The 25,234-nt window shown below is 62.5% G+C and carries 26 protein-coding genes, 2 pseudogenes and 1 riboswitch; of the genes and pseudogenes, 13 read left to right on the forward strand and 15 right to left on the reverse strand.

Going from position 1 to position 25,234, the window contains the following annotated elements; all coding sequences use genetic code 11:
• Nucleotides 1-101 precede the first annotated feature (101 nt).
• Nucleotides 102-1,625, reverse strand: a complete 1,524-nt coding sequence (locus H4V95_RS09830; protein WP_209730147.1) for a SulP family inorganic anion transporter — start codon at nucleotides 1,623-1,625, stop codon at nucleotides 102-104.
• Nucleotides 1,626-1,860: 235 nt separating this feature from the next.
• Between H4V95_RS09830 and H4V95_RS09835 the strand changes: the two genes are divergently transcribed.
• Nucleotides 1,861-2,214 carry a MerR family transcriptional regulator gene (locus tag H4V95_RS09835; RefSeq protein WP_209731331.1) on the forward strand — a complete coding sequence of 118 codons (354 nt, stop codon included), beginning with the start codon at nucleotides 1,861-1,863 and terminating at the stop codon, nucleotides 2,212-2,214.
• A 264-nt stretch (nucleotides 2,215-2,478) separates the two neighbouring features.
• Nucleotides 2,479-2,688 carry a hypothetical protein gene (locus H4V95_RS09840; RefSeq protein ID WP_209730149.1) on the forward strand — a complete coding sequence of 70 codons (210 nt, stop codon included), beginning with the start codon at nucleotides 2,479-2,481 and terminating at the stop codon, nucleotides 2,686-2,688.
• Between the two features lie 539 nt (nucleotides 2,689-3,227).
• Here the strand turns inward: H4V95_RS09840 and H4V95_RS09845 are convergent.
• Complete coding sequence (locus H4V95_RS09845; RefSeq protein ID WP_245345643.1) at nucleotides 3,228-4,517, reverse strand: FAD-dependent oxidoreductase; 1,290 nt, start codon at nucleotides 4,515-4,517, stop codon at nucleotides 3,228-3,230.
• Between the two features lie 207 nt (nucleotides 4,518-4,724).
• Between H4V95_RS09845 and H4V95_RS09850 the strand changes: the two genes are divergently transcribed.
• Both H4V95_RS09850 and H4V95_RS09855 read left to right on the forward strand, forming a co-directional pair.
• Nucleotides 4,725-6,164 (forward strand): APC family permease, encoded by a 1,440-nt coding sequence (locus tag H4V95_RS09850; protein ID WP_209730151.1) that lies wholly within the window; start codon nucleotides 4,725-4,727, stop codon nucleotides 6,162-6,164.
• Between the two features lie 247 nt (nucleotides 6,165-6,411).
• Entirely contained in the window at nucleotides 6,412-6,741 is a 330-nt protein-coding gene (locus tag H4V95_RS09855) for a hypothetical protein (protein WP_209730154.1), read from the forward strand.
• Nucleotides 6,742-6,806: 65 nt separating this feature from the next.
• Here H4V95_RS09855 and H4V95_RS09860 read toward each other — a convergent pair whose 3' ends face one another.
• Nucleotides 6,807-7,349, reverse strand: coding sequence for a transcriptional regulator (locus tag H4V95_RS09860; protein WP_209730155.1), 543 nt, complete (start codon nucleotides 7,347-7,349; stop codon nucleotides 6,807-6,809).
• Nucleotides 7,350-7,424: 75 nt separating this feature from the next.
• Here H4V95_RS09860 and H4V95_RS09865 point away from each other — a divergent pair, with 75 nt between their 5' ends.
• Together H4V95_RS09865 and H4V95_RS09870 are read left to right on the forward strand one after the other, a co-directional pair.
• Nucleotides 7,425-8,675, forward strand: coding sequence for an MFS transporter (locus H4V95_RS09865; protein ID WP_245345644.1), 1,251 nt, complete (start codon nucleotides 7,425-7,427; stop codon nucleotides 8,673-8,675).
• A 97-nt stretch (nucleotides 8,676-8,772) separates the two neighbouring features.
• Nucleotides 8,773-8,970: a DUF664 domain-containing protein gene (locus H4V95_RS09870; protein WP_196866826.1), complete on the forward strand. Its 198-nt coding sequence runs from the start codon at nucleotides 8,773-8,775 to the stop codon at nucleotides 8,968-8,970.
• Nucleotides 8,971-8,989: 19 nt separating this feature from the next.
• Here H4V95_RS09870 and H4V95_RS09875 read toward each other — a convergent pair whose 3' ends face one another.
• The gene (locus H4V95_RS09875; protein WP_196866913.1) at nucleotides 8,990-10,036 is read right to left on the reverse strand and encodes a S66 peptidase family protein; all 1,047 of its coding nucleotides are present in this window, start codon (nucleotides 10,034-10,036) and stop codon (nucleotides 8,990-8,992) included.
• Between the two features lie 279 nt (nucleotides 10,037-10,315).
• Here H4V95_RS09875 and H4V95_RS09880 point away from each other — a divergent pair, with 279 nt between their 5' ends.
• Nucleotides 10,316-11,269: a nucleoside-diphosphate sugar epimerase gene (locus H4V95_RS09880; RefSeq protein ID WP_196866825.1), complete on the forward strand. Its 954-nt coding sequence runs from the start codon at nucleotides 10,316-10,318 to the stop codon at nucleotides 11,267-11,269.
• A gap of 39 nt (nucleotides 11,270-11,308) precedes the next feature.
• Here the strand turns inward: H4V95_RS09880 and H4V95_RS09885 are convergent, their stop codons facing one another.
• On the reverse strand, nucleotides 11,309-11,767 hold the full coding sequence (locus H4V95_RS09885) for an SRPBCC family protein (protein ID WP_196866824.1): 459 nt from the start codon (nucleotides 11,765-11,767) through the stop codon (nucleotides 11,309-11,311).
• 77 nt (nucleotides 11,768-11,844) lie between these two features.
• Nucleotides 11,845-12,009: pseudogene (locus tag H4V95_RS18340) on the reverse strand (carbohydrate ABC transporter permease); the annotation flags it as partial.
• A 101-nt stretch (nucleotides 12,010-12,110) separates the two neighbouring features.
• Here H4V95_RS18340 and H4V95_RS18775 point away from each other — a divergent pair.
• The 4 genes and pseudogenes from H4V95_RS18775 to H4V95_RS09905 form a co-directional block, all read left to right on the forward strand.
• Nucleotides 12,111-12,194 (forward strand): annotated as a pseudogene (locus H4V95_RS18775) (hypothetical protein); the annotation flags it as partial.
• 90 nt (nucleotides 12,195-12,284) lie between these two features.
• Complete coding sequence (locus tag H4V95_RS18780; protein WP_312883997.1) at nucleotides 12,285-12,575, forward strand: hypothetical protein; 291 nt, start codon at nucleotides 12,285-12,287, stop codon at nucleotides 12,573-12,575.
• A 287-nt stretch (nucleotides 12,576-12,862) separates the two neighbouring features.
• Complete coding sequence (locus H4V95_RS09900; RefSeq protein ID WP_196866822.1) at nucleotides 12,863-13,351, forward strand: Lrp/AsnC family transcriptional regulator; 489 nt, start codon at nucleotides 12,863-12,865, stop codon at nucleotides 13,349-13,351.
• 14 nt (nucleotides 13,352-13,365) lie between these two features.
• A complete protein-coding gene (locus tag H4V95_RS09905) occupies nucleotides 13,366-14,040 on the forward strand; it encodes a haloacid dehalogenase type II (protein ID WP_312883998.1) in 675 nt (224 codons plus the stop codon).
• Nucleotides 14,041-14,127: 87 nt separating this feature from the next.
• On the opposite strand, the gene H4V95_RS09910 is transcribed toward H4V95_RS09905, so the two are convergent.
• The 3 genes from H4V95_RS09910 to H4V95_RS09920 all read right to left on the reverse strand — a co-directional run bounded on the left by H4V95_RS09910 (nucleotide 14,128) and on the right by H4V95_RS09920 (nucleotide 16,556).
• Nucleotides 14,128-15,159 carry an isopenicillin N synthase family oxygenase gene (locus H4V95_RS09910; RefSeq protein ID WP_196866821.1) on the reverse strand — a complete coding sequence of 344 codons (1,032 nt, stop codon included), beginning with the start codon at nucleotides 15,157-15,159 and terminating at the stop codon, nucleotides 14,128-14,130.
• Nucleotides 15,160-15,465: 306 nt separating this feature from the next.
• Nucleotides 15,466-15,897 (reverse strand): universal stress protein, encoded by a 432-nt coding sequence (locus tag H4V95_RS09915; RefSeq protein WP_196866820.1) that lies wholly within the window; start codon nucleotides 15,895-15,897, stop codon nucleotides 15,466-15,468.
• A gap of 287 nt (nucleotides 15,898-16,184) precedes the next feature.
• On the reverse strand, nucleotides 16,185-16,556 hold the full coding sequence (locus H4V95_RS09920; RefSeq protein ID WP_196866818.1) for a hypothetical protein: 372 nt from the start codon (nucleotides 16,554-16,556) through the stop codon (nucleotides 16,185-16,187).
• 198 nt (nucleotides 16,557-16,754) lie between these two features.
• Between H4V95_RS09920 and H4V95_RS09925 the strand changes: the two genes are divergently transcribed.
• Nucleotides 16,755-17,849 carry a hypothetical protein gene (locus tag H4V95_RS09925; RefSeq protein WP_312883999.1) on the forward strand — a complete coding sequence of 365 codons (1,095 nt, stop codon included), beginning with the start codon at nucleotides 16,755-16,757 and terminating at the stop codon, nucleotides 17,847-17,849.
• Nucleotides 17,850-17,983: 134 nt separating this feature from the next.
• Here the strand turns inward: H4V95_RS09925 and H4V95_RS09930 are convergent, their stop codons facing one another.
• The 6 genes from H4V95_RS09930 to H4V95_RS09955 all read right to left on the reverse strand — a co-directional run bounded on the left by H4V95_RS09930 (nucleotide 17,984) and on the right by H4V95_RS09955 (nucleotide 24,636).
• Complete coding sequence (locus H4V95_RS09930) at nucleotides 17,984-18,892, reverse strand: LysM peptidoglycan-binding domain-containing protein (RefSeq protein ID WP_209730159.1); 909 nt, start codon at nucleotides 18,890-18,892, stop codon at nucleotides 17,984-17,986.
• Nucleotides 18,893-18,894: 2 nt separating this feature from the next.
• Nucleotides 18,895-19,142: riboswitch (cyclic di-AMP (ydaO/yuaA leader) on the reverse strand.
• 569 nt (nucleotides 19,143-19,711) lie between these two features.
• Complete coding sequence (locus H4V95_RS09935) at nucleotides 19,712-20,632, reverse strand: F510_1955 family glycosylhydrolase (RefSeq protein ID WP_245345645.1); 921 nt, start codon at nucleotides 20,630-20,632, stop codon at nucleotides 19,712-19,714.
• A 66-nt stretch (nucleotides 20,633-20,698) separates the two neighbouring features.
• Nucleotides 20,699-21,340 carry a DUF305 domain-containing protein gene (locus H4V95_RS09940; protein WP_209730162.1) on the reverse strand — a complete coding sequence of 214 codons (642 nt, stop codon included), beginning with the start codon at nucleotides 21,338-21,340 and terminating at the stop codon, nucleotides 20,699-20,701.
• A gap of 117 nt (nucleotides 21,341-21,457) precedes the next feature.
• A complete protein-coding gene (locus H4V95_RS09945) occupies nucleotides 21,458-21,961 on the reverse strand; it encodes a hypothetical protein (protein ID WP_209730164.1) in 504 nt (167 codons plus the stop codon).
• 99 nt (nucleotides 21,962-22,060) lie between these two features.
• Nucleotides 22,061-24,208, reverse strand: a complete 2,148-nt coding sequence (locus H4V95_RS09950) for a copper-translocating P-type ATPase (protein ID WP_209730166.1) — start codon at nucleotides 24,206-24,208, stop codon at nucleotides 22,061-22,063.
• 50 nt (nucleotides 24,209-24,258) lie between these two features.
• Nucleotides 24,259-24,636 carry a heavy metal-associated domain-containing protein gene (locus tag H4V95_RS09955; RefSeq protein WP_312884000.1) on the reverse strand — a complete coding sequence of 126 codons (378 nt, stop codon included), beginning with the start codon at nucleotides 24,634-24,636 and terminating at the stop codon, nucleotides 24,259-24,261.
• A 264-nt stretch (nucleotides 24,637-24,900) separates the two neighbouring features.
• On the opposite strand from H4V95_RS09955, the gene H4V95_RS09960 reads away from it, so the two are divergent.
• On the forward strand, nucleotides 24,901-25,197 hold the full coding sequence (locus H4V95_RS09960) for an SHOCT domain-containing protein (RefSeq protein ID WP_245345646.1): 297 nt from the start codon (nucleotides 24,901-24,903) through the stop codon (nucleotides 25,195-25,197).
• Nucleotides 25,198-25,234: the final 37 nt, after the last annotated feature.

The raw sequence follows: 25,234 nt of genomic DNA on the forward strand, positions 1-25,234 counted from the left end.
GCCAGCCCCCCGCGCGTTACCGCGCTGAGGGCTGGCTCTTTCTCGTTGACCATCGGCCTACCTGACCGTCGGGCCAGTAACCCGCAATAGTGACCGTCGGGTCAGTGACCCGCCCCCAGCTTGCCACCGAGGCGGTCCCTCATGAGGACGCTCGCATCGTTGAGACCGGTCACCTCAACCTGGGTCCCGTGCCGGTGGTATTTCTCGGTGATCGCATCCAGCGACGCAATCGTCGACGCATCCCACAGGTGGGAGCCGCTCATGTCGATGATCACCTTGGCCGGGTCCAAGGCGTAGTCGAACTGGGTGTAGAGGTCATTGGAGGAGGCGAAGAACAGCTCGCCGGTGACCCGGTAGGTGGCGACCTGGTCGCCGTCGGGCCCGGTCACCTGACGTTCGACGGTGACGAAGTGCGCCACCCGGCGGGCGAACAGCACCATTGCGACCAGCACGCCCACCCCGACGCCGATGGCCAGGTTGTGGGTGGCAACGACCACCACCACGGTGGAAACCATGACGATGGTTTCGCTCTTGGGCATGATCTGCAGGGTGGAGGGTCGGATACTGTGCCAGTCGAACGTGGCCACTGACACGAAAATCATCACCGCTACCAGCGCCGCCATGGGGATCAGGGCGACAATGTCACCCAGCACCACCACGAGGATCAACAGGAAGACTCCGGCCAGGAAGGTGGAGATCCGGGTCCGGGCACCGGACGCTTTGACGTTGATCATGGTCTGCCCGATCATCGCGCACCCGCCCATCCCCCCGAAGAACCCGGTGATGATGTTGGCGGCTCCCTGCCCCCATGACTCACGGGACTTATTCGACCGGGTGTCGGTCACGTCATCCACCAGCTTGGCTGTCATCAGCGACTCCAGCAGACCGACGAACGCCATCGCCAGCGCGAAAGGGGCGATGATCTGCAGGGTCTCAACTGTCAGCGGAACGTTGGGCACGAACAGGGATGGGAAACTGTCGGGCAGCTCGCCCTTGTCGCCGACGGTAGGTACCGCGACGGCGGCGAAAACGGTGATGAGGGTCAACGCGACGATCGCTACCAGCGGTGCCGGCACGGCCCTGGTCAGCCTGGGCAGTCCGAAGACAATGACGAGGCCCAGAATCACCAGCGGGTACACGAGCCACGGGACACCGATGAGCTCCGGGACCTGAGACATGAAGATAAGGATCGCGAGGGCGTTGACGAACCCGACCATTACCGAGCGGGGAATGAAGCGCATCAGCTTCGCCACCCCCGACAGGCCAAGCACAATCTGGAAGATGCCGGCAAGTATCACCGCCGCTATGAAGTAGTCCACGCCGTGGCTAGCCACCAGGGGTGCGATCACCAGGGCGATGGCTCCGGTCGCCGCACTGATCATTGCTGGCCGGCCGCCGAGGAACGCAATCGACACGGCCATGGTGAAGGAAGCGAAAAGCCCCAGCCGGGGATCAACTCCGGCGATGATTGAGAAAGCGATCGCTTCGGGGATCAGGGCCAGCGCTACAACCAGTCCCGCCAGCACCTCAGTTTTCAGGCGCCGGGGGGATCGCAAGGTCGCACGAACTGATTGACGCTGCTCCGGCGTCAGGACCGGTTCAGCCGGGGCCGTCTTCATAGCCATACTGGCTCCGTTCACTGGGTCAGGGCCCGCGCTGGGCCTGGAGTCGAAAATCGGGGGCGCAGCACTGCGCGGATAGCGTAGCTGCAAGGGAACCCGGGGGTGGCGGACAACAAGCCAGCTGCAACACCCGGTACAATCGAAACCCTACCCTAACGTGAGGGTAGGGTTTCAATCGGGACAGGAACGAATGGCTTTGACAACGCCCAATCGCCCGGGGGCAACAGCCGCCCGGACCATGCATATCGGGGAACTGGCCGAAGAGACCGGCCTCTCGCTGCGGACCATTCGCCATTACGACGACGTCGGCCTGCTTCCCGCAACCACCCGGACCGACGGCGGTTTCCGCGTCTACACGGAGGCTGACCTCGCGCGGCTCCTGGTCATCCGGTCGATGAAGCCCCTCGGGTTCACCCTCGAGCAAATGGCCGAGCTACTCGATGCCATCGGCCGCCTCGACGGCGCCGACGCCCACCCGGACGATCAGGACCTCCTCGTCCGTTACATCAGCGAAGCGGAGGCCAAAAGGGAGAAGCTCGCCCGGAATCTCCGCCAGGCGGACGAATTCATTCACTCCCTCCAGACCAGGTAGCGGCTACTCAGCCTGCATTCTGCGGGACTTCCAGTCACCCCTGAGCACCCGAGGGAGGAAGCTACCAAAAGCCTCTCCTGGCTGCAGACTTCAGCACTGGAACTGGCACTGGCACTGGCACCGGCACTGGAACTGGCACTAGCACTGGCACTGGCAAAAAGACCCGGCACAGGAAAAGCGACCCGGTTCTGGACTGTTTGCCGAGTAGGTTGAGCGTGGCTACTCTGGTCGCATGGCTCACGCATCGCGACCAGGAGCACGCAGATGGGAGACCTAAGGGAGCCCGCGCCGGGGTGGGTTGCCCTGATTGGCTGGGGCTTCCTGGCAGCTGGAATCACTCTCCTCTTTCTCACGCTCTACTGGATTCTGGTGCAGCAGAACTGGAGTCGAGGGTGGGTCTTCGTCGCGGCAAACGCGCTCATTGTCATCGGATCGATCGCAGTCCACCGTCGGTCAAAGGGGCGCCCGACGTAGGCGGTCCGGGTACGGCGCCGGTTCAGGGCCAGTAGTGTCGCTGAAACTCTGGCGCATAGGGAGGAACGTCCGGGACCCTGACAATCTGCCCGTCCTGGTCTTGCGGCGGTCTGTCGTCATCGCCGCCGGGCTGTTCAGTGTGGCCAGGCGTAGCGGAAGTCAGACTGTGATCCATGTTTCCCCCATGGTGAACGGTGGCGGAGGGTACCGCCGCACTACCGGAAGTATGCCACCACCTTCCGACATTTCGGCGAAGGAGGTACGTCCTGTGGCATGAAAGTTTACTCACCGACAACGAAGTGTCGCGGGTAACTGATTCCTATCGGTCGGGGCCGAGTGCCAAGTGCCCAGTGCAGAGACGAAATTTTCGGCCCGGGTGAAGCCACCCCGGCCCACTGGGGCTATTCGCCCATCGACCGTCCGGACGTCGTCGGGAACCTTCGACCGGATGGTGCGGACCGGAAGACAATCCGCTGGGCAAGGCCGCGAAGAGGACCCGGAAGACCGAATTGGTGGGGCTGATGGTCGCCTGGATCCGGCTAGGACGACCGCCGCGCCCAACCCGGAGCCCTCTCGGGGCAGGGCCCGACTCCGATCAGGAAGGCGGGAATCGCGGTAAGGGCTGGGACGCGCTCCAGCACCCAGCCGAGCAGTGGCGGCGGCGTGGTGACTTTTCCATGAAGGACGCGCATGATGACCGCCGCGTGAATCACCCGCTGTAGGCGCTGTAACAACGCGGTGGGAATCATCCGTCGGCGCTGGACACGGGCGAGGTACCGGGTGCTGTTCGCATGGGCGAGCCTGCCTTCCCGGAGCGGCCGGGCCAGCAGTCGCGCTGCAGCCACCGCATCCTGAACGGCGAGGTTGATGCCGACGCCACCCACCGGGGACATGGCGTGCGCGGCGTCTCCGATACAGAGCACGCCCGGGGCATACCAGCGCTGTAGCCGATCGACGCGCACGTCCAGGTGTTTCACGTCGTCCATCGAGGACAGACCGGCGAGGCCAACTGCCAGATCCGGAAGAAGTTCGGCTGACTCTTTGCGGAACACATCGATTCCCCGGTCCCGGATTCCCGGGTCAGCGCCCTTGAGACGTAGCTCAGCGACTTGTCGGTACCCCTCCCTGGGTATCACGACCGCGGCGCGGCGCACTCCGATCCGGGGCAGGAGGGCGTCATCTCCCTTGCTGTCGCTGGGGACGCGATACCACCAGACGTCGAAGCCGACGGGGAATTCCCGCGCAGGGAGGTCAGCACTTTGACGCACCACTGACCAGCGTCCGTCACACGCGATCGTCAGATCTGCGGACAGCCGTCCCGGGCCGACCGTGGAGTCATAATCCACGCCAACCACCCGGTCGCCGTCGCGAATCACTCCCGTCACCGGGTGTTCCATGAGCAGGGTAAAGCTCGGCTCACTAGCCGCTGCGTCAGCAAGGAGGTTGAGCAGGTCCCATTGCGGGACCATGGCGATATAGGGATGCCGGAGGGGAAGGCGGCTGAAGTCGGCGAGCACTACCTGCCCACCATCGGCACCCGGCACTGACACCCGAGTCAGGTGGGACTGCTGCAGCGTAGCAAACCGCTCGAACAAGCCGAGTTCGTCGAGGAGGCCGAGGGTACTCGGATGGACTGTGTCCCCGCGGAAGTCACGGAGGAAGTCCGCGTGTTTTTCGAGGACTGTCACCTGGATGCCCGCGCGGGCAAGGAGCAGACCCAGCACCAGCCCGGCTGGTCCGCCGCCAACAATCGCGCACGTTGTGCGGGATAGGACCCGGGTTTCGTCACCACTAGTCATGGCGATCAGCCAGGCCAGGGCGAGGGCCATGCTCAGGGGCTAGGCCAAGGCTCATGCGAACAGTCTCCCACCCCGGAGTGAGACCAGCGAGGGCACCAAGGAATATAGCGAGGAAGGCCTCATCCTGCAACTCACCAGCTGATGCCAAGAAATGTGAGGCTTCGTTGGCGCTGGAAGCGCCGTCCGGTACTACTCTGATCGTAATCGCCATCCATCAAGCACCAAGAAGAGGCTCCCATGGGTACTGAATCATCAACACCGACGGATACCTCCCTCCTGAAGGTTCTGGGTAACTGGGACGCCCTTGCACTGGGCTTCGGTGCCATGATCGGGTTCGGCTGGGTCGTCCTGACCGGCGGCTGGATTGCTGAGGCGGGCACCATGGGGGCCACCCTGGCCATGATCACCGGCGGCGTCATCATGGGTGTGGTCGGCCTGACCTATGCGGAGCTCACGGCGGCGATGCCGAAGGCGGGTGGCGAACACAATTTTCTGCTCCGGGGAATGGGACCGCGTTGGTCCTTCATCGGATCGTGGGCAATCACTGGCGGCTATGTCACGATTGTCGCGTTTGAAGCGGTCGCTCTCCCCCGCACCGCGCTGTATCTCTTTCCCAACCTGAATCAGGTGCCGCTCTGGGAGATCGCGGGGAGCCAGGTCCACCTGACCTGGGCTCTGGTCGGCGCCGTGGCCGCCGTCGTCATTACCGCCGTTAATATCCGGGGCGTGAAACTTGCCGGCGTGGCACAGACCTTCGTGGTGGTACTACTTATGGTCATCGGCCTGATGCTGATCTTCGGTTCGTTCACGGGTGGTTCCACCGAGAACATGGAACCCTTCTTCACCGGTGGCATGGGTGGGTACTTCGCCGTCCTGGTGGTGGTGCCGTTCCTCTTCGTCGGATTTGACGTTATCCCGCAGTCAGCCGAAGAAGTGAATATCCCGGCAAGGCAGATTGGCCGCCTTGTGGTCATCGCCGTGATTCTCGCAACCATCTGGTATGTCATGACCGTGCTGACCACCTCGTCGGCCATGCCCGCGAACGAGATCGCCCAAGCCGACATCGCAACGGCAGATGCGATGGGCGCACTGTTTGGCACCGATGTCATGGCCAAGATCCTGATTGCTGGCGGCATCGCGGGCATTCTCACGTCCTGGAACTCGCTGCTGCTCGGGGCTTCCCGCCTGATGTACTCGATGGCCCGCTCCGGCATGCTTCCCCGCTGGTTCGGCAAATTGCACCCAAAATACCGCACCCCGTCGAACGCCCTGCTGTTCATTGGCGGGCTGTCCTTCCTCGCTCCCTTCTTCGGTGAGGCAATGCTGGTGTGGCTGGTGGACTCGGGCGCTCCAAGCATTGTGATCGCGTACCTACTGGTGGCAATCGTGTTCATCATCCTGCGCCGCAAGGAACCGGCAATGGACCGGCCCCTGCGCATTGGTGGCGCAGGCAACGGTGGCGTGATTATCGGTTTCGCGGCAGTCATCCTCTGTGTCGGACTGCTCAGCCTGTACCTGCCGGGGATGCCCGCGTCGCTTACGCCGCCGCCGTGGATTCTGTTTGGGCTGTGGTGGGTACTTGGAATGTTCTTCCTGTTCAGAATCCCGACCGGTGTCAAGCCCGGAGCGGACGCTGAGGAGGATCTCCTCGCCAGACTGGCGCAGAAGAGGGGCTAATTCACGCGGGCTTCCCGTTCAGCGTTTCCTGCCAAACTTCCGCTCCCACCAATCACGCCTCGGCGTCGTCAGCGGACCGATTTCGACGGGAAGCCTCCTCGGCAGTTTGGTGATCAGCTCGGTACCGGAAAGGTCCTGAGGACGGGAGGGTAGCCTTATCCTTCTCACGTTTGCAGGGGCGGTCGGCTGGATTTACCACGTAAAGCGCATCCGTCCCGCGGTCGAGGTAGGAAGGCTAAATGTCTTGATGTCGCTTGAAAGCGACGAGCAGAAGTGGGTGCGGCGGCAACTACTGCGCAAGATCCCAACCGAGCAGGCCCATCTGGATGTCAGCCGGGCGGCCGCTGTACAACTTCGGAAGACCGCAGCAACCTCGCTGCTGATCGCGCCAGTCGTGCTGTTCAGCGTTTCGTCGAACCTTTTTCACACCTCTGGTTGGCTGTGGTGGTTCGTTGCGTGCGTTCTTCTTGTTGGCCTGATCGCTGTCGCCCAGACCGTCCGCGAATTTCGGTCAGCGGGCCTGTTCCTTCACGAGACCGAAGACGGGTGGGCGCTGCACCACGCTCATCATCGGTGACCTCCGCAGTCCACATCGGTTGAACGCCCGGCCCGCTGAACGGTGTCTAGTCCGGTGAGCGGTGTTCAGTCCGGTGAACGGTGAAGCACAAACATTCCGCCATAGGCGGGCTCACCCGTCCGCGAAGCCTCGGTATCGGTGTATTCCCTCAGAACATCGTAAATCCGGGAAATGAGGTCATCGGCATCGGCTTTCGAAAGATGCAGCACAAAGCGGGAGAGGCTTGCCAGCGCATGCGGCCCGGATTCAGCCAGTTCCTCACGTAGAGCGTCGATTGGCGCCAGCGGACCGTTAGAGCCGGCGTCGTCCAATGCCGTATCCAGGCGCCAGGATCGCCCGGTCGATCGATACGGTTTTTCCAGCGCACCGCTCTCCCCGGTGCGGACTTCACCCGGCTCCAGGAATTCCGTCGCGAGCAACTGCCGAACGTGATAGAGCATGGTGCCCGGGTCCTGGCCCAACCGGTCAGCGAGCTGTTTGTTGGTCAGTTCATGAAGGCCGCATAGACGCAGAATTCTCAGCCGGAGGGGATGAGCCAGCGCTTTGATTTCGCGCGCGCTCGCCGCGGGATTCAGCGCGCCCTCGCCCGTCGGGGTGCCATCAGTCATGCGTCCAGCATACCGGCTGATGTACGTAATTGTAATCACCTTGAAGTTTCTACATCGCCGTGAGATTGTTCACATATGACCAGAAACATGGAACGGGTGCGGGAGCGAAATAGCGCTCCCCTGGGTGCGTCATATTGGAAGCTATGGACCTCGACAGGGCTGTCCAACCTGGCCGACGGCGTCTTCAAGATCGCCCTGCCTCTGCTCGCGATCCAGTTCACCCAATCCCCCACGCTGATCGCCGGGCTCGCCGTCGCCGCCTCACTCCCCTGGCTACTTTTTGCGCTGACGGCAGGTGCGTTGGCTGACCGGTTCAACCGCCGCACACTCATGCTGGCAGCGAACCTCACCCGCTCGGCACTGCTCGCCGGACTGACAGCGATCATCCTGCTGGATCTCGGAACCCTGTGGGCGCTGTACGTGATCGCCCTCCTGGTCGGGGTCACCGAAACTCTTTACGACACCTCGGCCCAATCGTTCATGCCGCAGATTGTGCGGCGGGATCAGCTCTCCCGCGCGAATGGCCGGCTGTACGCCGTCGAACTCACCGCAAATCAATTTGTCGGGCCTCCGCTCGGGGGATTGTTGGTGGCAGCCGGCGTCGCCCTGGGTTTCGGGGTGCCCGCAGCCCTGTGGCTGCTCGCCGTAGGGGCACTTTTCCTGGTGCCCGGCAGTTTCCACATTGAACGCGAGCAAAAGACGACTCTCCGATTCGATATCGCGGAGGGCCTGCGTTTCCTTTGGAACCAAAAGATCCTGCGGACCCTGGCAGTGATGACAGGGGTATTCAACTTTGCCTCCAGCGCTGCTTTCGCCGTCTTTGTCCTATTCGCCGTGGGCCCAGCTTCGGTGATGGGACTGTCCGAGGTGGGCTTCGGCGTGCTCCTGACATCGTCTGCTCTCGGTGCGTTCGCAGGCTCATTCCTCTCTGAGTGGGCCGAGTCCACGCTGGGTCGATCCAGGTCATTGGCGCTCACAATTGCTGGCGGCGCGCTGTTCGTTGGCGCGCCGGCCATCACCGATAACCCCTATGTCCTCGGCGGCATCTTCTTTGTGGGCGGAATGCTCCTCATGCTCTGGAACGTGATCACCGTGTCACTGCGCCAGCGCATCGCCCCCAACCGCCTGCTGGGGAGGGTTAACAGTGCCTACCGTCTGCTGGCCTGGGGCACGATGCCCCTGGGTGCGGCAACCGGCGGGTTGCTGGCCCACTGGTTGGGGCTGCAGGTCATGTTCGGCATCATGGGGCTATTAACCGTTGCGCTCCTCGGGCTGATGCCAATCCTCACGGACAAGGCAATCGACGCGGCCGACGTCGAATCCTAGGCCCCGGGTGGATCGCCGAATATTTTGGGCGCACGGATGATGAGTCGGTAAGGATGACCAGCGTGGACAAACAGATCAAGCGACTGGTGCAACTGGTTTGCGCTCGGTGATCCACCGAATTATGGAGTACGCGAGGCACTGCGGTCACACGGACTTGCTCAGGGAATACATTGACGGTCACCGGCAGCACACCGTGGATATCGTGCAGGACTGCAACGGTTCGGACCATTCGCCGAGTATGACCGCTCCGGCCGATTTCGGTAACCATTGCACCAGCGGATGCCTCGGTCTTTAGGTCCGAGCCTTTTCGCCGGTCACCCATAGTGCGCCGTGATGGTGTGATGTGATCCGTCCAGAGTGATCATTCCGCCGAAGGGCAGAATCCATTGAGGACGGGTATGGCCGAAGGGCACCCCGACGCAGATCACCGCCTCCGGGTTGTACTGGCTTACCTCGCCGATGACAGTGTCCCGCTGGTCGGCTCGCAGACGGGAACGTTGTTCAGAGTCGGGCCTGCTATCGAAGTCGCTGGTCGGGGGGCGGGCCACGAGTACTCCCTGGACCGCACTAAGGATTCCCCTCTCCCCCAGCCCCCGAACCCACCGTTTGACCCAATCAGTGGGTGGAATCAGCTCGCTCGTCTCCAGGAGCAGGATCGAACCTGCCAGGTGCTCCAGCCGCGGTATCCGGCCGGCCAGCGCGAGCTGATCGATGACTTCCAGGCAACCACCCCAAGTCCTTCCCGTCACCTGCCGGGCCGGGCCAGCCCAGGTCCAGGGTTCGGTTGGCTCGCGATCACCATAGCGGAGGAGGGCACTGGGATCACGCCAGTCGCGTCCGAAATCCTCAGATTCTCCCGGGTTACCAATGGTCAATTCACCGCCGATCATCAAGGCAGCACGGAGGGAGGCCAGATGAATGTCATCGATACCAGGTCCGGAACCAAGATGCACCTGCGTGGAACCTCCGTAGAACCCACCGATCCTTTGTGCCCACAACCAATTGAGCAGGTTGGTGTTGTCGCTGTATCCGAGGAAAATTTTCGGATCGGCCCGCGCCAAGTCGGCTCGAAGGTGGGGAATCACGGTGATCTGGTCATCGCCCCCGATCGTCGAAAGGATGGCACGGATCGCCGGATCGGCGAACGCCGCGTTAAGGTCTGCGGCTCGCGCTTCTGGCGTGGCTCCAAGCTGGCGGGTTGTCGGGTACTCGACCGGAATGAGACCGGTCGCCTCTGTCAGTCGTCGCATTGCCTGCTCATGAACGGCGGGAGCGAAACCGGGGGCCGCAAAGGATGGGGACAGGACCGCCACACGGTCCCCGCTATGAAGCTTTGGAGCCTCCAGGCCGTCCCCCCACATATCCATCCCGCCATTGAAGCACACGAAGGATATGCATCAGTCGGCTATACCTGCGCTGGCGGAACGGATCGGGGTATCGCCGTCGTACCTGGCCGACAGAGAAGGAACCGCATAGTAATTTTCCTCTGCCATGCCCAGCACCGCCCTCACCGAATGAACTCGCCACGACGCTATCAGCCGAGACTTTTCCTCTGAGGGTGGGGCGGAGCGTAGTGTCAGAGCTGCCCACAATCCGGTTCGCCGCGACCAATCGGGCAATGATCCTACAAGGGAGGGCGCGTGCGGGCCATCATTCTTGGCGGTACCGGTGCAATCGGTGGAGCCACGGCGGCAAGGTTCGCTGCCGCGGGCTGGGACGTTGACGTTACCGGGCGTGATCATGCATCGATGCCAGGCGAGCTTGCGGCAGTGGGTGTCCGTTTCCACTCGATTCCCCGGAGCGATGTGCATGCCATTGAACGGCTCGTCGGCGCCGGGGCTGAGGTTCTGGTGGATCTGCTCGCCTACCGGGGCACCGACGTCGAGGCACTGCTCCCCGCGCTGTCGTCCGTCGCTTGCCCGGTCCTAGTTTCCGGCAGGGCCGTCTACGTCGACCCGGTTGGCAGGCACCTTAACGGCGACGTCACACCACGCTTCCCAGGGCCGATCAGCGAGCAGACGCCGACGCTGCCGCCAGCCGGCGACGGCGTCGACCCCTTCACGCGTGAAGGATACGCGCCGTCCAAGGTGGCCGCCGAGCAGGTGGCATTGAACAGCGGCCTACCGTTTACCGTGATCCGTCCGTCGAAGGTCCATGGCCGCTGGGCCAGGAATCCACGCACCCGGTTCTTCATCGAACGCATGCTGCGCGGCGACGACACGATCGCGCTTGCCCATCGAGGTGCCACAGTGGACCATCTGACCGCGGCCACGAACACAGCCGTTCTCATCGCTGCTGTCGCCGCCATGCCCGAAGCGCGGGTCCTTAATAGCGCCGACCCGGATACGCCGACAGCGGAGCAGATCGTCCAGGTGATCGCCGCCCGGTTGGGATGGAGCGGGAGCCTCAATCTCCTGGCTGAATCACCCGATCCCAACCCGGGTGCTCACCCCTGGTTCACCCCTCACCCCCTTGTGCTGGAGACCGCAGCCTCCGAACGTCTCGGCTACCAGCCGGTCGGTACCAGTTTGGAGCTACTCGAGGAAGAAATCGATTGGGTGGTCGGCGAGCTCGCCCACCACCCGCATGCCTAGGACGAAACTGCGGACTCCCACGGGCCGGTGAACCGGTCGTTAGAGCGATTCGGCCTTCGCCGCTATTTCCGTGAGGTCCTTCGCGAGTGCGTTGCGGGTCATGCGTAGTCCGAGTTTGCCGAAGATTGCCAATCCCACTCTGGTCAGGAGGGAGGGGTTGGCCGGCTCCCCTCCGAAGGTCATGGTGAGGTCGGTGCCGCCGTCGCGCTCGACCAGCGTCATGCGGGAGGTGTAGTCGGCGCCGTCCTGCAGCGCCCTCACCGTGGTGCTGTGGGGCGCGTCGGACTGGGTCACCCACATCTCAACCGTCTCTGTCCTGCCCATCATGGTGCGGGTCTCTTTCCAGCGGGTTCCCTCCCCATAGGGTCCCGCGCTCAGCATCTCGACTGATTGAACGCCCGAAAGAGTCGAAGCTGAACCGGGGATGTCAGAAATGACCGTCCACACCTTCTCCGCGGAGGCGTTGACGTGCTGGGTGAGGCTGATGGTGTGGTCCATGTCCCCGAGCCTAGTCCTGATGCTTCCGTCCCGCGTTGCATCTCACCGGTCGCTATCGCTGCGAAGGACCAGCAGTCAGCGGCTGCGACGGTATACATTTCGGGGTTGGTGAGGTGGATGAGTTGGCTGAAGAAGTCGCTCCAGGTTCAGATGAACGTGAAGATCGTGGTGGTGGCCAGAGCCGGGAGCATCAGCGGGAGGATGATTTTGGAGAAGATTTTGAAGTGACCGCGCCCAGTGATCGTGTGGCTTCACCGCTAACCGATCACCACCCGTGAGCTAGGCGTCCGGCTACGTATGCCACGCGGCCAAAGACGCTTCCCTGGCGGCGGAAGCCGAGCTCATCTTCGGAGCTGGCGCAGGCCAGCGGAATATTGTCTACCTCAACGGCGGTGCGAGCGGGATCGGTGGCGGCCTCGTCTCCGACGGAACGCTGCTGCGGGGCTCCTCGGGGTACGCGGGGGAAATCGGCCACACATTCGTCCGCACCAGCAGGAGCGACGATCTCGACAGCCAAGTGGCACGCCAGTTGGGGTATCTAGGCATAGCCCTCCGTAATGCGGTCACCACCCTCAACCCGGACGCCATCGTCCTCGACGAATTCCTCGGCGTTCTTCACGCCCTGTCCCCGGCTACTCTGAACAACCACCTGCTGTCGCAGGCGTTGGGCGGACCGGCGAGCGAGGTAACCATCCACCGCACTGAGCTGGGCTCCGATCTGATGATGATCGGAGCCGCCGAATTGGCCTTTACACAGTTCCTTTCCAATCCTGCCGGCACTGGTTCGCTGCCGACGGCGGGGAGCTAGTCTGGAAAGAGGAGTCCGTTGCTGTCGATGGTGCCACGGACCACAAGGCGCTCGTTGTGCGAGCGTCGTTCCTACAACCTGTCAGGGGTTACCCACTGGTTGCTCCCGAAGCCGAGGTAGAGGATCACCCTTCCCGACCGTTCTGTCTCCCATTGAGCGACATGGCAGTCCCATTGTGCAACAGTCAAAGCATGCACTGGTCAATTTGACTACACTTCAAGCCTGGGGACCGCTAAACCTGGTCATCCTGACTGCGAATAACCTGACCGAGAGATGAAGGAGCACCCATGGTTGCCACCAGGGATCATCGTCCCATCCGGGACGCCATTGATCGGGCCGTCCTCGAGGCATTGGACGCCGACTCACGCATGACTGTGCTCGCCATCGCGCACCGCACCGGCCTGGCCCGTGGCACAGTCCAGGCCCGGTTGGAGCGATACGAGCGCGAAGGTGCGCTGAGGGATCACAGCGTCCGCATAGCACCCGAGGCGCTTGGCCTGAACATTTCAGCGCACGTCGCGGCGGAGCTCGATCAGCACAGAATCGATGTTGCGGTGGAGGGCCTCCGGGCTATCCCGGAAATCATTGAATGCCTCGCTCCCGCAGGTGAGACAGACCTTCTCTGCCGGGTTGTCGCCCGCGACCCGGACGACCTGTATCGGGTCTCCGAAGAAATCCGCCTCTGCCCAGGAATTCTGCGCACCCGAACAAGTATGTTCCTGCGCCAACCCATCCCCTACCGCATGAGTCCGCTGCTCGCGGCGCTCGGCAGCTAAGGAGGACCATCCCCGTGTCCACGAACCCCTCTGCGCTGATCTTTGACGTTAACGAGACACTGTCAGATCTGGCGCCGCTGCAATCCACCTTCATCGACGCCGGATTGGCCAGCGATCTTCCCCGACCGTGGTTCGCGGAGTTGCTCCGCGACGGTTTTGCCCTGACCGCTTCGGGTAGCAACCCCTTGTTCGCGGACCTCGCCTCGGACAGCTTTCACCGCCTTCTCATGCAGAATCTGGGGCCAGCCGACTATCGGGAGCACATCGATCACCTGTTGACTGCGTTCAGAAACCTTCCCCTCCACGCGGATGTAGCGCCGGGTGTCGAGGCACTCAGCGCAATCACCCAACTCGTGACGCTCAGTAACGGCGCCGCTGCCGTTGCCGAATCCCTGCTGACCCGGGGCGGCATCCGGGACAGATTCTCGCGGCTGCTGAGTGTTCAGGACGCACAGCTCTGGAAGCCTGCCCGCCCGGCCTACGAGTACGCCGCTCAGGAGACCGGCCATGCGCCCGAGGACCTGATGCTGGTCGCGGTACACCCATGGGATATCCACGGAGCAAACGCCGCCGGCGTCCAGACCGCGTGGATCAACCGGTCCGCGGCCGCTTATCCGTCCTACTTCTCCCCGCCCGACGTCGTAGCGCGCGATCTAGTGGATCTGGCGAAAATACTCCAGGAGGGCTGATCCGACCAGGTACCCTCGTGACAGCCACCGCCTCCCCCACGACAGCCCGGAGGAAGGCTCCCCCGGGCTATCTGTATCCGCTGTGCGTCAGCTGGTCCGCGGGGAGCTCTGCGTTAGAAGATCGGCGTGGTGCATAGCGGCGACATTGGGGTGGGCTCGGAGCCGGTAGCGGAGCGCGTTGTCCCCGTAGGTTTCCAGGATTGGGCTGTTGGTCGGATCCACCGAGAGCCCGCCGGCTTTGGCGTGAAACTCCGGACTCATTCTCAGCGCAGGCATGGTGGCGTCCAGCGCGGGGTTGTAGAAAAAGGGCAGGGAGATCCGTTCGGCGCCGTCTGCCGGTGAGATCACGCGGTGCAGGGTCGCCTTGAGGAATCCGTTGGTGGCAAGCTCAAGCATTTCGCCAATGTTGACGACGAAGGTCCCGGGAACCTCAGGCACGTCGATCCACTTGCCCTGGTGTTCGACCTGGAGTCCGCCCTTTCCGGGTTCAACGAGGAGGAGTGTCAGCACGCCGCCGTCGCGGTGTGACCCGACGCCCTGCTTGGGCTTGTCTCCGGTTTCCCGCGGATAGCGCACAATTTTGAGCATCGGAAAGGCCCTGGCGCCAAACGCTTCGTCAAAGCTATTCGACGGTGCGCCCAGGGACACCGCTATCGCCCGCAGCAGATCCATGGAAATGGCACTCAGGCGCTGTGTCCACTCAGAAACAATTTCCTGCATCTCGGGCAGGTCAGTTGGCCACAGATTGGGACCTTCCAGGCGCCAATAGTCGGCCACGCCCGGGCCCGGCTTGACGGCGTCGCGGTCCACACCGATGTCGATCTGCTCGCGCCAGTCCACGGCCCGGTCGGTGAGCTCGGCGCCCATCCTGGTATAGCCGCGGAACTGGGGACTGTTGACGTTTTCCAGCTCGAGCTTCTGCTCCTCGGACAAATCGAAGAAGCGACGGGAGACGGCGAGCATCTGATCGGTGAGGTCCTGGGGTATGCCATGACCGCCCAGGTAGAGGAAGCCGACGTCGTGCATCGCGTCGCGCAGATCGTCCCTGAATTGTGCGGCCTCTTCCTGACCCGCGCTCAGTCGTGAGTAGTCCAGGACGGGCAATGATTCGAGTGACAAGGTCGTAAAGTCCTTTGAAGCGAAGTGAGGAAAACAAGATCCGGATGCGCTTAAACGTTACGACTGCAGCCGCTCAGAACGGCGTTCGCGTTGCGAAGTGTGTCATTTTGGGCGTGGATCGGGTGCTTGGCGTTCGGAGAGCAGACCTCTCCAGCCTGGACAGGTCCGTGGTGCGCCGCCATGGGTGCCGTCCACTGGACGCAAACCTATCACTCGGCGTCGGCGTTCCCAGTGGCCTGGCCACTTGTCCTCGTGGCAGGCCACCGGGCAGCCTGGAAGCGCACCACCGCACTTCTTCGGCGAACCCTAGGAAGCAGTCTTGACCACCAGTACGTCGCAGGGAGCGTTGTGCACGACGCTCCACGCGACGCTTCCCAGAACCCGCAACAGTCCGGTCATACCCACGTTGCCAACAACCAGCAACTGGGCACCTATGCGATCGGCTTCCTCGATGAGGACATCCTGCGGTTTGCCCCGGCCCGCGGCCGAACGGACCTTCACCGAGGGGTGCTCTTCGCGCAGTTTCACCGCCACCCGCTCAGCCAACTTCAGAGCCTGCTCGGCGTCGTCCAGTATCCAGGTGTCATTTCCGATCCGGACAACCTCAGTGTTGCCCTTGATGTGCGCGCTGAGCACCACAAGCTCCACTCCCAGGCCCTCGGCAAGGACCGCGGCGCGCGAAGCGGCCATATACGCGGTGTCGCTGCCATCGACCCCAACAACCACATTTCCTGCCATGCTGGTTCCTCCTCAATTATCGATCCGCTTATAGCGGTATCCGGAGCCTACCGAAGTTAGCCGAAAAACCTCACTAGGCTAAGGCAGCCTTTCATTCCCCTGGACCGTGAGTCGAGGCTCTCCAACCCGGGCGGGACCGCTGGCGGGGACAGATTCAATTGGGATCTCTATTACGACGCCGACGCTGAGGCGGTGACCAGCGTGAACGGTGTTGGCCCGGCAGGCAGTGGAGCGACCCTTGCCGCCTACGGTCCCCCGGGCCGAGGGCAGGATGAAACGTATCCCGGTTAGGTGACGGGCACTTCTACATCGACGATGCCGACAAACCGGCTCCCAATTCCTTCGTACTCGCTGCGAACGAGACTCGGCATTGCCTGCGGGATTTCATCGTGGGAGTGGTGGGCACAGGAGACATAGGTGAACGGCGGCCACCATTTCTTCGGCCGGGCAGCTTCCGAGAAACCACAGACCACACAGGTCAGCTGGACCCAGACAGGCCGCTTGCCCGTCCGGTTTTCCCTGGACTGGACGAGCCAGGCTGGGGGATTTTCCACCAGCTCCGACAGTTCGGCGTCGGTCAGCCTGCTGGGGATACCGTGGCGGTGTGCCATCTCCAGCGGAATATCGAGAATCTGAGCTGCTTCACGTCGTGTAACCACCAGTTAAAGATACGGGATGCGGGACCTGGCCGTCCGTCCGGTCTGGTTGCACAGGAATGATTGCGTTGAGGCGGCTCGTGATAGCCGTCCTCACCTGAGGCGAAGCTGGGTATCGGAACGGATGGGATGGCAGCGGCGGGTCGGTGTCCGATGCCGTCGCCCCTTTCTTGCGTCCTAGCTTTCAATTAGGATCCAACGGTGGACACTTCGCTGAAGTACCATCCCTACCACCCGAAAACGCCACCGCTGACCGAGAACGACCCGGTAGTGGAGTGGCTCCTGAAAAGCGATCCTGCGATCCGGTGGCAGGTGTTGCGCGATCTCCTCGACGCCCCGCAGGGTGAGGTAGTAACAGAGCGGGCGCGGGTGGAACACGTGGGGTGGGGCGCTCGGTTGCTCGCCTTGCGGGCACCCGATGGGCAGTGGGCGGACGGCGCATGCTTCCCGAATACCGCGGCGTTCGCCGAAAGCACGGCGCAGGCCCTTGCTGCTGGTGAGCCACCGCCGTCGTTCCCATCACCTGACGTGGAACCGACCGAGACACCAGGTGAACAGCCGGGGCAACCATGGACCTCTACCTACCCGGTGCTGCTCGACCTGTGTCACTTGGGCTTACCTCCGAACAGCGCTGTGATGCGTGAGACAGCCCGGCTGGTCGCGCGCAACTGCCGGTGGGAGTACGACGGATTGCCCTTCTTCGCCGGTGAAGTCGACTGCTGCATCAATGCCGGCACGATACTGATCGGCACCTACCTAGGCGTCAACGTCGGCCCGGTAGTGCAGCGACTCGTGGCCGACCAATTGCCTGATGGTGGCTGGAACTGCTGGGCCGAGTCGCGTTCGGCTCCCGGATCTTTCGCGAGCACTCTTGACGTGGTCGACGCCTTACTGAGGTGGGAGCGAAACACTGGTGGGTCCGACGAGGCCCGCCGGGCCCGTTATGAAGGCGAGGAGTATCTGCTTCGACGCAGCCTGTTCCGGTCCTTGCGCACCGGTGAGGTGGTGAACCCGAGATGGCTTCAGTTTCCCTACCCTCCCCGCTGGCACTATGACCTGCTCAAGGCGACAAGCTACTTCGCCCTGCGTGGCGGACCGGCTGATCCGCGGCTGGCCGAGGCGGTCGAACATGTTCGCGCGAAGCGTCAGCCAGATGGAGGTTGGCTGCTGGATAAGACTCACCCCGGCGCGGTCCACTTTCGATTCGAAGAACCCGATGGCAGCTCGAGTCGGTGGAACACCCTCAGGGCACTGCGGGTTCTGCGCTGGTACGACGCAGCAAACATCTCCGGCTAGCAAGTACGACACCGTGACAAAACAGCGGCATGTCGAGTCGGGGTTGGATGGAACACATAAGTGGCAGGTGCCCTCCGTCCAGGGTACCTGCCACTTATGTTCAGTTCACGGAACGAGTCCGAGAGCTTGAGATGTTAGCCGGTGACTCGCACGAAGTATGAACCGGCGAGATCGGACAGTGGGTGCTCCATCGTCAGGTTGGCACCGTTCATGCCGCTGCTGATGACCTTGCCACCGCCAACGTAGATCGCGATGTGTCCGGCATTGATCACGAGGTCACCCGGTGCTGGCGAGGATACAACCGAGCCGTACTGAGCGAACTGTGAGGGGCCGAGGTCGCCGACGTTCAGGCCGATGGAGCGCAGAGCGCGTTCGACGAGGACGGTGCAGTCCTGGATGGACCCGATCTGCCCATAGGCCGAAGCGACCAGTGCTGCGCCGACTCCGCTGGCTGGAACTGACGGAGCTGCCTTAGCTGCAGACGCAATCGGGGTGATGGGGCTGGAAGCCAAGGTCATCATTGCTGGTTCTGCGGAAACGGGTGCTGCTGCTGGAGCGGGTGCTGCTGCCTGAACGGCTGGTGCTGCTGCCGGAGCGACTGGTGCAGGTGCCGAGTAGAAGGCCTGGCTTGCAGTAGCTGCTGGCACGGCTGCCGCGCTGACGGCTGCCCCACCGGTGAGCTGGATCTGCTGTCCGGGGTAGATGACCGAGGCGTAGGACAGCCCGTTCTGCGCCAGGAGGGTGTCGAGGTTGATACCATTCTGTGCCGCGATTGCGCCCAGGGTGTCCCCGGCAGCAACAGTGTGAACTCCGGAAGCGGCGGGTGCTGAGACTGCGGAGGCGGTCGTTGCTTCGCCCTGCGTGTAGGTTCCTGCGTGGGCGGTCGCTCCGACGGAGAAGACGAGGCTGCCGGTCGCGACGGCGATGATGGCTGGCTTGCCCAGTGCTACGGCATTGGTCTTGGCGGACTGGGTCAGACCTTCAAGAGCGATGGAGTGGGTGGTGGCCGCGCGGTGGCGTGCCGAAATGGACTTACGTGACATGGTGGTTGCCTCTCCCATGCCTGCGGGGTGAGCTGTCGGGTTCGGATGGGAGTCACCCGGCCGTCCACCATCCTTGAGCTTTCTGCCCATCGCAAACGATGCGGCAGATTTTGCACTGGATAGTCAGATCGACTTAACCCCGAGGGTCACCGCGTGCGGTGGCCCGGTGGAAACGTGGTTCCCCCGTCCCTGCCATCTGGATTGTGCGAACGGGTCCCGGTGCAGCGGCAGGGCTCGGCATTCTGCGCGGGATTGTGATCTCGGCGGGGTGCCGGGATCACTCGAATGAGAGTACCCCACGGAGGTATGGATGTCACGTTACGGTTACGGCCCTCTTTAGGGTGGTGCCCTACTCACGGGTAACCGACGGTCGAGGGACCCCATTTCGCCTCTTGGTTTTCCCGGAGAAACTGGACTATCCCATCAATGCTCGGCTCAGATCATGGAGGACGACATGGCCGCCAACGACGGCAGCGGGAGTGTACCGATCCAGATCGAGTTGGTGAGTGGTTCCTCCGATGACTCCGGGGCCTCGCGGATCCCAGGCGCGATCGCAGCCGCAGCAATTGCGCCTGGCGTGGTGGCCGCGATTTTCGCAGCCGATGACGGCGAGAGGCCGGTCTACACCGACCCTGCCGTTTTGCGTGCCGGCGACTCAAATCAAACCTATGAAGGCGTTTCGGCCCCCGTGCCGGGGTCCACTTCTCGGGATCATTCGATACCGTCTGTGCCGTCGGCGACGGTGAATAGCGCTTCCGCCGCAAGGTGCCCGAATGGCCGGATCGCCGCTTCCTGTAGCGATGCGTGCTTCACCACCAACTACTGATGGTTGGATCTGATGTCCGTGAAGGTTTGCCCGTTGTCATTAGAGACCTGGACACTGTTTTCGGTCGCCACCCAGATCCGCAGTGTGGAGTCGTCGAGCATCTGAGTGGCAACCGCTGCTGCCTCGCCGGGAGCTGAACCCTGTTCGACCCAGGTCAGACCAGCGTCAGCGCTGGTATGGATCTGCCCGTCGGGCGTGATTCCGGCGGCTTTCCCTTCAGTAAGTGCCGTGAACATCAGCAACGGTGCCTCCGGCACGGCTGCCCACGTCACGCCGCCGTCGGTGGAGCGTTGCAGGCCTTCCTCGGTGGTAGCGAGCACAACGCTGTCCCGGGGGCTGGCAGCCAGGTTGAACACGGGTATTTGCTCTGCCACGGGCTGCCACAAGGTTCCCTCGGCGCTGGTCTGAAGCTGGCCGTCGAAACCGACTATTCCTCCGTCGGTGACGGCGAGGGCATGGAAGTCGGACTCTCCTTGCCGGGACAGCGGTTCCCAGGTTCGGCCTCGATCGGTGGACCGGATCAGCCCCACCGGGTCGGGCAAATTGGTTCCCGGACCGGGATGACCCGAGGCATATAGGTCGCCGTTCCCTGCCGTGGTGAAGCCCATCAGGTCGATGGTCGGCCCGATCTGGATTGCTGGCGACTCCGAGATGTCGAACAGCCCATCATGGGTGGCCAGCAAGACTTGGTTCGTGTCCGGATTCACACTCATTCCGTGGACGTGACCGGTGGGATAGCCCTGCGCGCTTGTGGCAGAGCCGAAGGATTCGCTGGTGCCGGAGCTCGGTGCCGCTTGCGGTGAGCAGGCCGTGAGGACCAGGAGGCCGGCCGTGAGAACCACGAGCTTGGCGTGTCGTTGCGGGTATGAGAGAAGAAGTTTGGTGCGGGGCACGGTGATGATCTTTCGGGTCAAGGAAGTAAGGGAGAAAGTGGGGAGGGCCAGATGTCTAGCCCTCCCCCTAGTGAACTCGCGGCATGTTTAGAGCTCGGAGAGCAGTTCTTCCATCTCCTGGATTTCGGCCTGCTGGGTTTCCACGATCGTCTCAGCGAGATCGATCGCTTCCGGGTTCTCGCCGTTGTCGATTTCTTCCTGCGCCATGTCGATCGCACCGTTGTGGTGTTCGGTCATAAACTCAAGGAACATCCGGGCAGCGTCGTCGCCTTCGGCTGATTGTAGTTCGGCCATCTGATCCTCGTCCAGCATCCCGTCCATGCCACCCATGGACCCCATGTCATGCCCGTCCATGCCACCTTCGGGCATGACCGGCCGGTCCCAGGCTTCTAGCCAGCTGGTCATGGTTTCTATTTCGGGGCCCTGCGCAGCTTTGATCCTGGTGGAGAGGTCGGTGATCTCAGGGCTGATGCCGTCCTTGGCGAGCATCATGTCGCTCATTTCCACTACCTGCTGGTGGTGGGGAATCATCATCTGGGCGAACATGGCATCGGCGCTGTTGTGTTCGGCGGACACCTCAGCACCGGATTCGGGTGCTGACGGTGATGAGTCCTGGGTGGAAGCGGTTGGTTCGCCCCCCGGGGCGGCGGGTTCGTTGTCGCTTCCGCACCCTGCGAGGGTGATGATGGCTGCGACGCTCAGTGCTGAGAAAGAGAGGTAACGCTTCATGGTGATCTGATCCTTAGTGAATTCATCTGGTGAATAGTCTGTAGTGGGGCCCATGCTGGGCGTGTAGGCCGTCGGGTGCGCGCAATCGCGTTCACTACGACGGCAGGTGCCGGTGTTTTATGTCCGGCTGATACAGAGTTGAATCAGAGAAGGAACAGGGATCGAGAGGGGTCGCAAGCGGATCAATGGCGGACCGCGCAGAAGCACTGACCCGGGAACGAATTGGCCGGAACGTACCAGGAACGCCAGGGCGGCGACGACGATGACCGCCAGGAGACACATCCCCAGGGCCGCGCCGTCATTGCCGCAGGACCCACTACACCCCTGTCCCAATTCGCCGGCACTCCCTCCCGGGGAAGCTGCGGGGACATCGTTTGCCTGGACGTGGTGGGAACCGCTCAAGGACGTCGCATGTTCGGTGTCCGCTGTCATGGAACTGGTCGAAAGCACTGCGCCGTGGGCTGAGGCACCCTGCGCCGAAGCACCGTGCGTTGACGGGCCGTGACCGCCCATCCATACGTGCATTGCGAGGATCCCGATGATCATGGCGGTAAACCAGAGAAAGGTCAGGGCTGAACGCGACAGGTCGAGCGCTATCCTTTGCCTGGTGGTGCCTGTCACTGCCGTTACCCTTTCCTGTCCGTTGATTATTTCCAGCCTAGTGAACTCCGGGCTTGGTCCTCCAATGAGGAGGATGACGCCGGGCGTTTCCTCACTCCGCTAGGTGGTGGTGAAGCGTTCCGGGCTGAGGTCGATCCTGCGCAGTAGCTGCGCGTTCAGTGCGACCACGATGGTTGAGACGCTCATCAGAACGGCTCCCACGGCGGGCGAGAGGACAAAACCAGCGAAGGCCAAAACGCCGGCGGCCAGCGGCACGGCGATCAGGTTGTACCCGGTTGCCCACGCCAGGTTTTGAATCATCTTCCGATAGCTGGCCCTCGACAAGTCGATCATCGCCAGGACTGATCGTGGATCGTTGCCGGCCAGCACCACGCCGGCGGATTCCATTGCGACGTCGGTCCCGGCCCCAATAGCGATCCCCACCTCAGCGCGGGCCAGCGCGGGGGCGTCGTTCACGCCGTCGCCGACCATCGCCACTTTCAATCCGCGGTTCTGCAGTTCGGCGACCTTGGAGTCTTTGTCTTGTGGCAACACGTCAGCGAAGACTTCATCAATACCGAGTTCAGCCCCGACGGCGTCCGCAACCTGGCGTGCGTCCCCCGTGATCATTGCGACCTTCACGCCCCGAGCCTGCAGCGCGTTCACAGCTGCCCGGGACTCATCCCTGACCCGGTCCTCGAGACGCACGGCACCAACAACAGCGCCGTCGCGAACCACATGCAGCACAGATGCGCCGCGGCCGACCCATTCCTGGACGGTATCCCTCATGTCCAAAGGAGTCTCTAGCTGAAGTTCCTTGAGCATATTCGGTCCGCCCACGGTGACCTCGGACCCGTCGACCGTCGCGCGGACCCCCCGTCCGGTCATTGACGAAAATCCGCTACCACGGTACTCGAATGCCGCTGCTTCCGGTGTGTCCATAGCCGCCGCGACGATGGCCCGTGCCACCGGATGTTCGCTGTCGGATTCAGCCGCGGCGGCCAGCGCCAACATTTGTGCATCAGTCATTGTCCCGGACGTAACGGTGGCGGTGACGGCGTGCCGGCCTTCGGTGAGGGTACCGGTCTTGTCGAACAACACAATGTCGACAGTGCGCATACGCTCCAACGCCATCCTGTTCTTGATCAACACACCGGCCCTCGCCGCGCGCTCCGTCGAAATGGCGATCACGAGCGGGATAGCCAGACCAAGGGCGTGCGGGCACGCGATCACCAGGACCGTGACGGTCCGGATGACGGCATCATCGGGGCTACCGAATAGTATCCACGCGGTGAAAGTGAGGATGCCAGCGACCAGCGCGAAGTAGAACAGCAGCGCAGCAGCCTTGTCAGCGAGAGCCTGCGCTTTCGACGACGACGCCTGCGCCTCAGCGACCAGGCGCTGAATCCCTGCCAGGGTGGTATCGGACCCGACGGCGGTCACCCGCACCCGGACTGCGTTATCGGTTGCCACAGTTCCCGCGACGACTACCTCGCCGATCGTGCGCTGGACGGTGCGGGATTCACCCGTGATCATCGCCTCATCGAACTCGGCCACCCCATCAACGATCTCCCCGTCTGCCGGCACCCGGGCGCCTGACCGGACCAGGACGACGTCGCCGGTGGCCAGTGAACTCACAGGGACGGTCTCGATTCCCGCGTCGGTGACCTTATCTGCCTCATCCGGCAGGAGCGCCGCCAACGCATCAAGGGCACCCGCGGCGGATCCGAGGGCACGCATTTCCATCCAGTGCCCCAACAGCATGATGACCACCAGAAGGGCCAGCTCCCACCAGAAGTCCAGGTTGAAATTGCCAATCCCCAGGGTGGTCACCCAGGACGCGATGAACGCGACGCTGATCGCCATGGCAATCAGCAACATCATGCCCGGTTGCCGGGTCTTCAGTTCAGTAACCCCACCTTTGAGGAACGGTGCACCCCCGTAAAAGAAGATGATGGTGCCCAGGATTGGTGAAATCCACATGGCACCCGGGAAATCCGGTGGCGTGTAGCCGACGATAGTGGCGAACATATGGCTGAACAACACCACCGGAACAGCCAGGACCAAACTCAACCAGAACTTGTTCTTGAACATGGCGGTGGAGTGCCCCGCATGCTCCCCGTGGGAATGCACCTCATGATCCGCATCCCCGGGCCGGGTTTGGTGACCGTGGTCTTCGGGCTGATCGGGATCCAAGGCGGAGGTCGGTTTCGTCCTGGGCATGGCTTGGCCGTGCGTCTCCTTGTTCGTGTGGTTCTGGTGTTTCATGGTTTTTCTCCTTCAGTCAAACAGGATCACGTCCCGGACCTGAGAAAAGATCAGGCGTTAGAAAGCTGGTACCCGGCCTGTTCGACCGCGGAGCGTACTGCTGCCGCGGGAACCACCTGGTTACTGAGGACGGTGACCGTGGAGGTCCCGCCAGCAACGAGATCGATCTGGACGTCGGTAACGTCATCAATCTCGCCAACTGCAGAGCTAACCCGGGACGCGCACGACCCGCAGGTCAAACCAGCGACACCGAAACTGGCACTGACGCTGCCAGTAGCGGAGATAAAATCGGCTTTGCTTTCCTGAGGTCCGCAGCAAGCACATCCGGAAGATGATGTATCTGTCAGAGTCAGATCGGAAGAAGTGCCGCACATGAGGGTCTCCAAAATACGAGGAATGGATATTCGAGAATCAGCGGGTGTAGCCATCCGGCGTCATTCACGTCGGCTATAGCCGCTCTAGGGACCTTCAAGGAGTAGGCGGTCCATTGAGGGCCGGACTTCCCACTTGGGTACCCACAATCTATACCCCCTAGGGGTATACGTCAAGGGTTAGTTCGAGTTTGAAGATCTCGCGTCGAATTCGATGTCACATCTATCACCCTGACTATCAGTGCTCGGACGGATAGTCAGCCTGGGATTGATCGGGACGTAAGACCCTGTTTCTGGGCCGACGCCAAGCGGAGACTGGAAATGACTGCGAGGCGAAAGGCGTCCGGCGTGATGTGGGATTATGGGCAGGGATCAGCGTGGATGTGGCTTTGGAGCGTCCTCCTGCTGGGTGGGATTGTGCTGTTGGTCCTGCTCGCAGTCAAGGTCGTTGGTAACGGAAGCCGCTTCGGATACGCGTCACGGGATGCCTCAGGGTTGGGTGGCCCGCCCCGCGGCCGGAGCTCTGCCCACCAGATCCTGGACGAGCGCTTCGCGAAGGGGGAACTCACAGCCGACGAGTACCGCGAACACCTCAAAGTTCTCGGTGAAGGCCTGTAGCAAACCCCGCATCAGCCGCCGCCAAGCGCGGGTGTGT

The sequence above is a fragment of the Arthrobacter sp. CAN_C5 genome, from assembly GCF_017875735.1.
Classification (GTDB): Bacteria; Actinomycetota; Actinomycetes; order Actinomycetales; family Micrococcaceae; genus Arthrobacter_D.